This window comes from Brevundimonas sp. SPF441 (assembly GCF_009661015.1).
GTDB lineage: Bacteria > Pseudomonadota > Alphaproteobacteria > Caulobacterales > Caulobacteraceae > Brevundimonas > Brevundimonas vesicularis.
Window position 1 is genome coordinate 1 of record NZ_WJWX01000043.1, and the last position, 11574, is coordinate 11574.

General features: G+C 67.0%; 12 protein-coding genes and 2 pseudogenes. 9 read left to right on the top strand and 5 right to left on the bottom strand.

Going from position 1 to position 11574, the window contains the following annotated elements; all coding sequences use genetic code 11:
• Positions 1-16: 16 nt before the first annotated feature.
• From GGC30_RS15760 to GGC30_RS15770, 3 genes and pseudogenes are all read left to right on the top strand, one after another.
• Positions 17-979 (top strand): annotated as a pseudogene (locus GGC30_RS15760) (FliI/YscN family ATPase); the annotation flags it as partial.
• Positions 980-987: 8 nt separating this feature from the next.
• Complete coding sequence (locus GGC30_RS15765) at positions 988-1398, top strand: hypothetical protein (protein WP_055803572.1); 411 nt, start codon at positions 988-990, stop codon at positions 1396-1398.
• Positions 1399-1441: 43 nt separating this feature from the next.
• Positions 1442-2509: an endo-1,4-beta-xylanase gene (locus GGC30_RS15770; protein WP_153926034.1), complete on the top strand. Its 1068-nt coding sequence runs from the start codon at positions 1442-1444 to the stop codon at positions 2507-2509.
• An 81-nt stretch (positions 2510-2590) separates the two neighbouring features.
• On the opposite strand, the gene GGC30_RS15775 is transcribed toward GGC30_RS15770, so the two are convergent.
• Together GGC30_RS15775 and GGC30_RS15780 are read right to left on the bottom strand one after the other, a co-directional pair.
• Positions 2591-2836, bottom strand: a complete 246-nt coding sequence (locus GGC30_RS15775) for a hypothetical protein (protein WP_055753007.1) — start codon at positions 2834-2836, stop codon at positions 2591-2593.
• Between the two features lie 91 nt (positions 2837-2927).
• Positions 2928-3122, bottom strand: a complete 195-nt coding sequence (locus GGC30_RS15780; protein WP_153926036.1) for a hypothetical protein — start codon at positions 3120-3122, stop codon at positions 2928-2930.
• A 195-nt stretch (positions 3123-3317) separates the two neighbouring features.
• Here GGC30_RS15780 and GGC30_RS15785 point away from each other — a divergent pair, with 195 nt between their 5' ends.
• The 3 genes from GGC30_RS15785 to GGC30_RS15795 all read left to right on the top strand — a co-directional run bounded on the left by GGC30_RS15785 (position 3318) and on the right by GGC30_RS15795 (position 6803).
• On the top strand, positions 3318-4034 hold the full coding sequence (locus GGC30_RS15785) for a response regulator (protein ID WP_153926038.1): 717 nt from the start codon (positions 3318-3320) through the stop codon (positions 4032-4034).
• On the top strand, positions 4022-5335 hold the full coding sequence (locus GGC30_RS15790; RefSeq protein ID WP_153926039.1) for a cell wall metabolism sensor histidine kinase WalK: 1314 nt from the start codon (positions 4022-4024) through the stop codon (positions 5333-5335). The genes GGC30_RS15785 and GGC30_RS15790 overlap by 13 nt, the downstream gene beginning before the upstream one ends.
• Positions 5336-5423: 88 nt before the next feature.
• Positions 5424-6803, top strand: coding sequence for a serine hydrolase (locus tag GGC30_RS15795; RefSeq protein ID WP_153926041.1), 1380 nt, complete (start codon positions 5424-5426; stop codon positions 6801-6803).
• 63 nt (positions 6804-6866) lie between these two features.
• Here the strand turns inward: GGC30_RS15795 and ctrA are convergent, their stop codons facing one another.
• Positions 6867-7568 (bottom strand): response regulator transcription factor CtrA, encoded by a 702-nt coding sequence (gene ctrA, locus GGC30_RS15800; protein WP_017505852.1) that lies wholly within the window; start codon positions 7566-7568, stop codon positions 6867-6869.
• A 379-nt stretch (positions 7569-7947) separates the two neighbouring features.
• Between ctrA and GGC30_RS15805 the strand changes: the two genes are divergently transcribed.
• A complete protein-coding gene (locus GGC30_RS15805) occupies positions 7948-8304 on the top strand; it encodes a chromosomal replication initiator DnaA (RefSeq protein WP_370452033.1) in 357 nt (118 codons plus the stop codon).
• 29 nt (positions 8305-8333) lie between these two features.
• Positions 8334-9023, top strand: a pseudogene (locus GGC30_RS15810) (DUF6456 domain-containing protein).
• A 79-nt stretch (positions 9024-9102) separates the two neighbouring features.
• Here the strand turns inward: GGC30_RS15810 and GGC30_RS15815 are convergent.
• Positions 9103-9699 carry an EthD family reductase gene (locus GGC30_RS15815; protein ID WP_153926043.1) on the bottom strand — a complete coding sequence of 199 codons (597 nt, stop codon included), beginning with the start codon at positions 9697-9699 and terminating at the stop codon, positions 9103-9105.
• Between the two features lie 8 nt (positions 9700-9707).
• Positions 9708-10418: an SDR family oxidoreductase gene (locus GGC30_RS15820; RefSeq protein ID WP_153926045.1), complete on the bottom strand. Its 711-nt coding sequence runs from the start codon at positions 10416-10418 to the stop codon at positions 9708-9710.
• Between the two features lie 104 nt (positions 10419-10522).
• Here GGC30_RS15820 and GGC30_RS15825 point away from each other — a divergent pair, with 104 nt between their 5' ends.
• On the top strand, positions 10523-11434 hold the full coding sequence (locus GGC30_RS15825; protein WP_153926047.1) for a LysR family transcriptional regulator: 912 nt from the start codon (positions 10523-10525) through the stop codon (positions 11432-11434).
• Positions 11435-11574: the final 140 nt, after the last annotated feature.

An 11574-nucleotide genomic window follows, 5' to 3' on the forward strand; every position in this document is an offset into this window, starting at 1 on the left:
GTGGTGGTGAAGACGTCCATCGCCCGCCCATTCGCGCGGCAGGGTCGGCGAACGCCTCGATCTGGGCGTGCGGGCGATGGACGTCTTCACCACCACCTGCCGGGGCCAGCGCCTGGGCATCTTCGCCGGTTCGGGCGTGGGCAAGTCGGTGCTGCTGTCCATGCTGGCCAAGGAGGCGACGTGCGACGCCGTCGTCGTCGGCCTGATCGGCGAACGGGGCCGCGAGGTGCGCGAGTTCGTGGAAGAGACCCTGGGCGAAGAGGGGCTGAAACGCGCCGTCGTCGTGGTCGCCACGTCGGACGAACCGGCCCTGAAGCGCCGTCAGTCGGCCTATATGACCATGGCCATCGCCGAATATCTGCGCGATCAGGATCTCGAAGTTCTGTGCCTGATGGACAGCGTCACGCGCTTTGCGATGGCCCAGCGCGAGATCGGGCTGGCCGCCGGCGAGCCCCCGACCACCAAGGGCTACACCCCCACCGTCTTCACCGAACTGCCCAAGCTGCTGGAGCGCGCCGGTCCCGGCCCGATCCGCCCCGACGGCACGACGGCGGCGCCCATCACCGCCCTGTTCACCGTGCTGGTGGACGGCGGCGACCATGACGAGCCGATCGCCGACGCCGTGCGCGGTATTCTGGACGGTCACATCGTTATGGACCGCAAGATCGCCGAGCGCGGTCGCTTCCCCGCCATAGACGTGTTGAAGTCCGTCAGCCGCACCCTGCCCGGCTGCCAGACCCCGCCTGAGCGCGAGTTGAACAAGCGCGCGCGCCAGTGTTTGAGCGCCTATGCCAATATGGAAGAACTGATCAAGATCGGCGCCTACCGCACCGGCGCCGACCCCATCGTGGACCGGGCCATCGCCCTGAATCCGGCGCTCGAAGATTTTCTGGGACAGGACAAGGACGATGCGACGCGTCTTTCCGATTCCTTTACCCGGCTGGAAGCAATCCTGAACCAAGGCATGATCAGGGAGTGATGATTTAGATGACCGCTTGGGCCCAATCCCTGATCCGCATCTCCAACTATGAGGTCGAGACGCTGCAGAAGCGCTTGGCCGAGATCGCCGAACGCCGCGCCGGCGCCGAACTCCGCATCGCCGTGCTGGACGCCGAGGCCGAGGGCGAACGCAACCGCGCCCGCATGGACGCCGAGGCCGGCATGATGCTGGGCGCCTATCTGAACGGCTGGAAATCAAGGAAGGCCGCCGCCGAAGGCGACCTGTCGGTGCTGGACGCCGAGGAAGCCGGCGCCCGCGACGCCCTGACCGGCGCCTTCGAAGAGCTGAAGAAGTTCGAACACGTCGCCGAAACCACCCGCCTGAACCAGCTGATCGCCCTCGCCAAGCGCGAAACCGCCGCCTTCGACGAGCTGGGCCTGCGGAAGCGTGCGGTCTGACGACCCGCAGCCTTCTACGTCTGCCTTCGCTGGAGGGAGACGCATGACGCCGACCCGCCGCGCTATCCTCGCCGCCCCGCTCGCGCTCGCCGCCTGCGACCGCTTCGCCTCGGCGGAGCCGTCGCCGCCCAACGTCCCCCCGCTGAAGTCCATCGCCCCGGCGCCCTTCGGCACGGCGATCAAGGCCAGCCAGATCGACGACCCGGACTGGGTCTCGCTTGCCCGCGCCAACGTCTCCCAACTCACGCCCGAGTGGGAGATGAAGATGGAGTACATCCTGGCCGACGGCCTGGACCGGGCCAACTTCGACCGCTCGGACCGTATCGCCGCCTTCGCCCGGGCTGAGGGCATGGCGATGCATGGCCACACCCTGATCTGGTACGCGCAGGGCAAGGAGGCCTTCGCCGGCCTGTCGGGCGCCGCCTTCGACCGCGCCTTCGACAGCTATATCGCCACGGTCGCCGGCCGCTATCGCGGCAAGATCCGCAGCTGGGACGTGGTCAATGAGCCGATCCTGGACGACGGCTCGGGCATGCGCGACTGCCACTGGTCGGCGCGATACGGCCACGACGGCTATATCCTGCGCGCCTTCGAAAGGGCCCGGACCGCGGATCCTGACGCCGTTCTGTTTCTCAACGAATACAATCAGGAGAGCGTGCCGGCCAAGGGCGCGCAGTTCCTGAAACTGGTCGAGCGGCTGCTGAAGGTCGGCTGTCCGCTGCAGGGCCTGGGCCTGCAATCCCACCTGTGGATCGACATCCCCGAGGGCGTCATCGCCGCCTATATGCGCGAGATCAGCCAGTTCGGCCTGCCGATCCATGTGTCGGAGCTGGACTGCACCCTGCGCACCGAAAACCGTCTGGACCTCCGCAGCCAGGCCGACCGGATCGCGGCCCAGGGCGCGCGCGTCACCGAACTGGCCTCGGCCTTCGCGGCCCTGCCCAAGGCCCAGCAGTTCGCCTTCACCGTCTGGGGCCTGCGCGACACCGACAGCTGGTATCGCCAGGGCGACAAGGACGATGGCCGGGACAAGCCCCTGCCCTTCGACAGCTTCGGCCGTCCCAATCCGATGGCGGCCGCCCTCGCGGCAGGCTTCAAGACCCCGGCCTGACGACAGGCCTCTGAATACGGAGACGCCCGGCCGTCTTGCGACAGCCGGGCGTTCCTTTGCGAACCGGAGGGGGCGGCCGGTTTACTTCTTCTTGGCGGTCACGGTCGCCGGCGCCTGGACCGAGGTCTGGGCCTGGGCTTGATGACCCCGGCGATGCGCACGCGGGGCGCGGGCCGACGGCGCAGGGGTCGTCGCCGAAGCGGTCGCGGCCGGACGGGCGGTCATGGCGGTCGAGGGCGCCGGGGTCGTGCCGGCGAAGGCGGCGCCGCTGGTCAGGGCGACGAAGGCGACGGCGGAAACGGCGGCGGCGGTGCGGAAGGATTTCATGTCGATGTCTTTCGTTTGAAGGTCGAAGTCTCAGGAGTGTCGGGTGTCCTGCCGGCCGGGGACGCCGGCAGGACCAGCAAGGTGTCGGGCCTTACTTCTTCTTGGCGGGCGTCACGGCGCGGTGGGTGCCGGCGTGGCTGACCCGGTGATGCGCACGGGCGGAGGCGGCGGGGCGGGCGTGAGCGCCCGACGACGGGGCCGAAGGTGTGCCGGCGAAGGCTGCGCCGCTGGTCAGGATCACCAGTGCGGCGGCGCCGAAAGCGGCGGTGGAACGGAAGGACTTCATGGCGGGTCTTTCTGTGTGTTTGGCGTCCGGCCTCGTGTCGGACAGTCACTGTTTCGGACCCGCGTCCGGCCGGTTCGGGGCCGGTCGGTGTCGCCGCGTATCGTCGGCGAAGAGAATTGTGTCCGACTGTATCCGCCGCGCTTTGGCCATGAGACAGGACGACAGATCGCGCTTCTTAACGCTCGCCCAACGCCAATGTCCCAGACCTCCGCCGCCCCCGTCCTTCTGGTCGTCGACGACGACCGCGAGATCCGAAACCTGTTGTCCGACCATCTGGAGCAGCACGGGTTTCGCACGGTGAAGGCCGCCGACGGTCGGGCCATGAAGGCGGCGCTGGAGGCCGGGCCGGTCGATCTGGTGGTGCTGGACCTGAACCTGCCGGATGAGGACGGCCTGTCGCTGTGTCGCGGCATTCGGGCGGCGTCGAAAACGCCGGTCATAATCCTGACGGCGCGCGGCGATCCCATCGACCGCATCGTGGGGCTGGAGATGGGCGCCGACGACTATATGGCCAAACCCTTCGAGCCGCGCGAACTGGTGGCCCGCATCCGCACCGTCCTGCGGCGCACCGGCGGCGAGGCGACGACGAGCGAGGGACGACACGCCGACTTCTCCGGCTGGTCGCTGGACATCGCCGCGCGGGCCCTGACGGCGCCGGACGGACGGCTGGCCCCGCTGTCGGGCGCCGATTTCGACCTGCTGCACGCCCTGGTCAGGAACGGCGGCAAGCCCCTGTCGCGCGAGCGGATCCGCGCCCTGTCCACCGTCGCCGACGCCGACGACCGCGCCATCGATCTGAGGGTCAGCCGCCTGCGCCAGAAGCTGGGCGACGACGCCAAGGCCCCGGCCCTGATCCGCACGGTGCGCAGCCTGGGCTATATGCTGGCGGGGCCTGTGACATGGCGAGCGTGAGAACCCGCCAAGGCCGGGCCGAGGCCGAGACCACGCGGCTGTTCCTGCTGCTGCTGGTCGGCGCCCTGCTGGCGGCGGGCGTGACCTTCGCCGCCCTGGGCCTCAATCATCGTCACCGCCTGTCGCAGGCCCATGACTTCACCACCGCCGAAAGGATCGTGGATTTGGCCGGCTCCAGCGACGATCCCGCCGCCGGCCTGACCGACGGACTGCCGGATGCGGCGGGCCAAAAGCTGGGCGCGCCCGACCCGTCCCTGACCCACGCGGTCGCCGAGGCCCTGAAGCGGCGAGGCGTGGATGGCGTCTCGGTCAAGGCGTTCGAGGCCTCGGCCGGGGCGTGCGGCGCGGCGACCGATCGCCTGCGGTGCCGCATCCTGGTCCTGCGGCCGGTTAATGGCGCGCCCGTCCCGGTGGCGATCAGCCTGCCGCCCGCTCCGCGCCCCTGGACGCTGAGCCGCGAGGCCGCCGTCCTGCTGTTCGCCGGGCTCGCCGCCGTGCTGCTGACCGGCTGGATGGCGTCGCGTCTGGCAGCCGGGCCGCTGAACCGCCTGTCCCAGGGCGCCGTCGCCCTCAGCCACGATCTGGATCGCCCCCCCCTGGTCGAGGAGGGCGCGCGCGAGGTGCGCGAGGCCGCCGCCGCCCTGAACGCCATGCAGACCCGGCTGAAGGCCCTGATCGAGGATCGCACGCGCGTGCTGGCCGCCGTCGCCCACGATCTGCAGACGCCACTGACCCGGATGCGGCTGCGTGTCGAAAAGATCGAGGACGAGACCCTGCGCGCCCAGCTCATCAGCGACCTGGCCGGCATGCAGCATCTGGTCCGCGAAGGTGTGGACCTGGCCCGGATCGAAACCACGGTCGAGGCCGTGACCCCCGTCGATCTGGACGCGCTTCTATCCGCCATCTGCGAGGACGCGGCCGAGGCGGGCCAGCCGGTCGTCTTCAGCCAGGGCTGCAACGCCGTCGTGCCGACCCGGTCCCAGGCCCTGCGCCGCTGCCTGACCAATCTGATCGACAACGCCGTCCGCCATGGCGGCGACGCGGCCGTCAGCGCCGTGCGCGACGACCATGCGGTGCGCCTGATCGTGCGCGACCACGGCCCCGGCGTGGCGCCGGATCAGTTGGAGAAGCTGTTCGAGCCCTTCTATCGCCTCGATCCGTCCCGCTCGCGCGAGAGCGGCGGCTCCGGCCTGGGCCTGACCATCGCGCGCCGCATGGCCGAACGCGCCGGCACCCATCTGACGCTCGCCAACGCCGAGGGCGGCGGGCTGGAGGCGACCCTGACCTTTCCACAGCCCTGACAAAAAGGGACGCGGCGCCTGCATCCGAACGCCGCGCTCGCCGCCTCTCTCTGAAAGCGTTAGCGTGACGCGTTCAGGAGACCGCCCCTTGCCTCATTCGTTCCTCGCCCGCCGCCGTCCGGCTATCCTGCTGCTGGCCGCCAGCGCCCTGGCCCTCACGCTCAGCCCGCTGGCCAGCCGCCCGGCCGCCGCGCAGGACGCGGCGCGCATGGACCAGGTGATCCGCGCCTCCAGCGACGCCGACGCCTTTTCCGGCTCCGTCCTGGTCGCCCGCGACGGCCGCATCCTTCTGGATCAGGGCTACGGCCTGGCCAATCGCGAGTGGAATATCCCCAACGACGGTGATGTGCAGTTCCGCCTCGGTTCCCTGTCGAAACAGTTCACCGCCGTCGCGGTCATGCTGCTGAACCAGCAGGGCAAGCTGGATCTGGATGCGCCGATCAAGACCTGGCTGCCCGACGCCCCGGCGGCCTGGGACGCGATCACCCCGCGCCATCTGCTCAGCCACACGGCGGGCGTGCCCAACTTCACCGCCTTTTCCGACTTTGAGGCCCAGAAGACCCGGCCCGCGACGCTGCCGCAGCTGATCGCCCGCTTCCGCGACCGGCCGCTGGATTTCGCGCCAGGCTCGCGGTTCGCCTATTCCAACTCGGGCTATGTGCTGCTCAGCGCCATCATCGAGGCGGCCAGCGGCCAGACCTACGCCGACTTCGTCAAGGCCAACCTTTTCCAGCCGCTGGGCATGGGCGACAGCGGCTATGACCGCCACGATGTGATCCTGCCCCGCCGCGCGTCGGGCTATGCGCCGGGCGCCGACGGCGTCGTCAACGCCGACTATGTGGACATGAGCATCCCGACCGGGGCCGGCGCCCTGTATTCGACCACCCACGACCTGCTGAAGTGGGAACAGGGCCTGTTCGGCGGGCGGCTGCTGAACGCCCAGTCGATGACCGCCCTGACCACGCCGGTGCGCAACGGCTACGCCATGGGGCTGATGGTGTCCGAGGCCGACAGCAAGCGTTTGGTTTGGCACAACGGCGCCATCGAGGGCTTCAACACCTATATGGCCTATGATCCTGGCGACCGGACCGCCGTCATCGTCCTGGGCAATCTGAACGGCGAGGCGCCCGACAAACTGGGCGCGGCCCTGGTCACCCTGGCGCGCGGCGGCGCCGTCACCCTGCCCAGCGAACGCCGCGCCGTCGCCCTCTCGCCCGAGGTGCTGAAGGCTTATGAGGGCGTCTATAATCTGGCCCCGACCTTCGCCCTGACGATCTCGGTCGTGGACGGCAAGCTGATGGCCCAGGCCACCGGCCAGCCGGCCTTCGAACTGACGGCGGAGGCTGAGGACGCCTTCTACCTGACCGCCGTCGATGCCCAGATCACCTTCACCCGCAACGCCGCCGGCGCCGTCGAGGGCCTAGTCCTGCACCAGGGCGGGAGGGACATGCCGGCGAAGCGGCAGTAGGGTCTCAACGCAAAACGCCCGCCGTTTCCGGCGGGCGTTTCGAAATCGTGGATCGAACGTCGATCAGGCGGCGACGGTGACGACACCCTCGGCCGGGTCGCGCAGGACATAGCCGCGTCCCCAGACGGTTTCGATATAGTGTTTGCCGTCGGCGGCGGTGGCCAGCTTCTTGCGCAGCTTGCAGATGAAGACGTCGATGATCTTCAGCTCGGGCTCGTCCATGCCGCCGTACAGGTGGTTCAGGAACATTTCCTTGGTCAGGGTCGTGCCCTTGCGGAGCGAGAGCAGCTCCAGCATCTGGTATTCCTTGCCCGTCAGGTGGACGCGGTGACCGTTCACCTCGACCGTCTTGGCGTCCAGGTTCACGGCGATCTCGCCGGTGTGGATGATCGCCTGGGCGTGACCCTTGGAGCGGCGGACCACGGCGTGGGTGCGCGCGATCAGTTCGTCCTTGTGGAAGGGCTTGGTCATGTAGTCGTCGGCGCCGCCGCCGAAGGTCTTGACCTTGGTTTCGATCTCGTGGCTGCCCGACAGGATCATGACCGGGGTGTTGACCTTGCCGACGCGCAGCTGGCGCAGGACTTCCAGGCCGCTCATGTCCGGCAGGTTCAGGTCAAGAAGAATGAGGTCGTAGTCATAGATCTTGCCCAGATCGATGCCTTCCTCGCCCAGGTCCGTCGTATAGACGTTGAAGCCTTCCGACTTCAGCATCAGTTCGATGCTTTGGGCGGTTGCGTGATCGTCTTCAATCAACAGGACGCGCATACGTGCCCCTCCAGGCAAAAGCTTTGCGGTAACCACCCTGACACACGGCCGGGTAACCTTGTTCGCAAGTTAAGACGTGAAAACCTTAAGAAGGGTTAACGCCATCCAATTGAGGCGAATCTAGGCTGATTTGCGAATCGGCGTCGAGAGGCTGGTGTCAACGATTCGAAATTTATTAACCATGTTGGACCCGCGCCCCGTGTTTCGGCCGACAGACCGCCCGTCCTCTCACCTCCCTCACGCACGACGTGCTGCCCGCAACCTCAAGGCGGTTAAGCCGCCACGACCGATTTTGGCGCACAGTAGGATGATATTCCTATCGCGACGTCGCAGCCGCCTATGATGCCGGCGTCGAGAGTTCGTGAGAGGGAGACGTTTCGTGCTGGAGGAATACAGCGTGCCGGTCACCGAGGAGGATCAGGTCAAGGCCGGGCTGGCCATTCATCTGATCGCGGCGCGCACCGGCGCCCATCCGTCGCAGATGACCGGTCGGGGCCGGATGAACCCGCGCGCGGCCCGCCCGCGCTGGCTGGCCATGTACCTGTCGCACGTCGCCTATGGCTGGACGATGGAGCGGGTCGGCCACGTCTTCGGCGTCAATCGTGCCAGCGTCGGCGCCGCCTGCCGCTGGGTCGAGGACGAGCGCGAACAGCGCAGCCTCGACGACCTGATGAACGACCTCGAGGGCTGCATCCAGGGACTGTATCAGTCGCCCCGCCTGGAACTGCCGCAATGAGCCGGCTTCTGGAACGCGCGCGCGATCTGATGGCCAAGCCCGGCGCCTGGCTGTCGTCCGAGGGCGGGGCCTATGCCTTGCGCCTGTCGCCGGATCGCCGCAGCCGCATCAGCCTGACCCTGACCGAGACCGAGTTTCGCGCCCTGATCGACCAGCCCGGCCTGCGCGTGCGGCCCGGCGGCGGCTGGTCGGGACGCGCCCAGCCGGACCCGACGCCGTCCCCCGCCGCTGCCCCCGCCCCTGGCCGTCCCGGCTTCGTGGCGGGCGAGCGCGACCTGATGCAGCCGGACGGCCGCATGGTCCGCGCGCGGGCCAATCTGGGTGAAAGCCCCATCGCCTGGCTGGCGCGACGCAAGGATGCGTCCGGCCGCCCCTGGCTGACCCCGGCCGAGACCGCCGCCGGCGAACGACTGCGGCGCGAGGCGGAACAGGCGACGAAGGGCGCCTCGGTCACCATGCGCTGGGACGCCCTGCCGACCTCCGGCTAGGGAACCGCCGCGCGGATGGAGCCGACCGACCGCGCCCTGTCCGCCGCCCGCCGCGTCGAACAGGCCCTGACCGCCGTCGGCCCGCGCCTTCGCCCCATCCTGAGCCGCATCTGCATCCACGGCGACAGCCTGCAACTGGCCGAAACCGGCCTGGGCCTGCGCCGTCGCCAGGGCAAGACCGTCCTGAAACAGGCGCTGCAGGCGCTGGCGGATCACTATGGGATCGGATGAAGTGCACAGATTGCACTGGATTTTTACTGCGGGGAACGGACGCGGCAAATGTCGGCTTTGGGTGGTAAGCGGCCGTCGGTCAGACGTATCGGATCGGTCTCACCAAGTAGACGCCAAAGTCCACGGTGCTTTGGCTGAACTCAGTCATCCTTATTGCTGCGTCGCGGGCTGCCGGGTCATCAGCGAACCACAGGTGGAAGAAGGTATCGACGTTTTGGGGTGGCGTCATGCCTGGCTTAGCTATGAGTGCGGATACGTCATCGCGAAAGCAGGCCTTCAGCCCCGGCAAGTTCGTTGCGGCATTGTAAACGACGGACCCGTCGCGTGTGACAATGATGACGAGTTTGCTGGCTAGTGCCTCAAACCGCCATGCTGAGCCACTAATGGCATAGCCCGAACCATGGCCGAGGAAGCCGGGCTCATCTTCGACCATGGGGCGAGCCGCATCGCTCGCGAAAGCAATCGCCATGTCTTCAGGCTGATCCCATAGCAGTTCAACAAATCCGTCGGCTTTGATCGGAGAAGCGGGACTGAACTCTGTCTCGATATGATTTTGAATATATCCCCGTATCCGGGGCAGCTGCGACACAGGCGCGGCATGCCGTCGCCACAGGTTTGAAAACGTCCTCCGGTCGTGGTCAGGACGCCGGACCAGAACCGACATGCGTTTAAACATGAGTTTCCTCAGGCAATGGACGCGCCGCCGTCCAAAGTGACGACGGTGCCGGTGGCGTAGGGCGTGGCGGCGAGCAAAAGCAGTTGACGAGCAATATCCTCCGGTCGGCCGACGACGCCCGCGGGATAGTGCGTCGCCAATTTGTCGAACATCGCCTGACGCGCGTCTGCCTCAAGCCCGTTCCACATCTCCGTCTGTACGACCGCGGGCGACACCGCGTTGACCCGGACCGGCTTCAACTCCAGCGCCAGACCCTGAACCAGCGACTCCAAAGCGCCGTTGATCGCGCCCATCAATGCGCGTGTGGCGGCAGGGCGTGTCGCCAAAAATCCAGCAACGACGCTAAGAGATCCCCCAGGCTTGATGTCGGCGTATCGGGCGACCCGATAGAATCCCCAGAACTTGCTGTCGACGGCCGCCCGAGCCGCCTCAATTGATAACTCCCTAACCGCAGCCATTCGTACCTCCGAGCCGGTGACGATTACATGATCCCAGGCAGTCGTTTGAGCGAACAGCGCTGCAACGCTGTCGTCGCTCATCACATCGACCGTTCGTCCCAGTAAGCCAGGATTGGATTTCGCAGCCGCCTCGACCTTGTCGTGGGATCGCGAAGCAATCGTCACCCGCCCGCCCAGTGCGTCGGCCATGACGGCGGTCGCCCGGCCGATGCCCGAGCTGCCTCCGATGACGAGAATGTCCTGGCCAGTCAGATCGATCATTGCACATCTCCATGCGGCATCACTGGAAGGTGCCGGCCGGCATTTAGTGCTACAATCCCCACCAATGATTTTCCGGCCGGTACAAAAACGGCATACCGGCGAGAATGCAAAAGGAGGTGGATATAGACACCCAGGCCCTTTCGGTTTTCGTCACTGCGGTCTCAACAGGGAGCATCGCGGCTGCTGGACGACGTCACGGCCTCGCGCCCGTGGTAGCATCACGCAGGCTTTCAGCGCTGGAGAGCGAAGTCGGCGCGCGGCTGCTGCAACGCTCGACCCGCTCGCTATCCCTGACAGACGAAGGTCAGGCTTTCCTTCCTCACGCCCGCGAGATCCTCGATCGCGAAACGGAAGCCCTTAACGCGCTCCGGCCCGGTCATTCGGGCGCCTCCGGACTTCTAAGGCTGACGGCACCCGCAGCGTTGGGGAGAGAGGTCATTGTTCCCCTGCTGCCCGATCTTTTTGCAGCCCACCCGCAGTTGCGGGTGGAGTTGCGACTGACCGAACGCCTCGTAGACCTCGTTGCTGAAGGCCTGGATCTGGCGATACGGATCGCTGATCTTCGCGACACCGAAATGGTGGCGCGTCGCATTGGAACGGTACGTCGCGTCGTCTGTGCATCGCCCGCCTATCTTGCGCAGCATGGAAACCCGGCAACGCGTAGCGATCTTTCACGACACGAGTGTCTCACTCTGGTCGGCAGCCCACACTGGCTATTCGAGGGTCCGTCTGGAGTGGAAAAGGTCCGCGTGTCCGGTCGAATGACCTGTGATGCGATCGACGGCCTGCATGCAGCCTGTCGGGTCGGCGCCGGTATCGCGATGCTATCCACGTGGTCGGTCGCGAACGATCTAGAGACGGGGCAGTTGATTGAACTTCCGCTCGACGCCTCACCTCATGCGCCGCCGATCGCCGCCCTCTATCCCAGCGCACGGATGCTTTCGCCAAGGGTGAGGGTGTTTATGAGCGCGATCACGAAAGCACTGGAGCGCACTCGTTGCCCTTCTGAGTCGTGATCAGAGGTCCGCTATGAGTCGAGGCCGTGTAAAAACGTGCTGAGCTACGGCGGGGCGGGTGTGGCGACGAGGCGCAGAGCGCCATCGTCTCAGGCCCTGATCGCCTCCATCAGCGGCTTCGTTCCGAGCACCGCCATCAC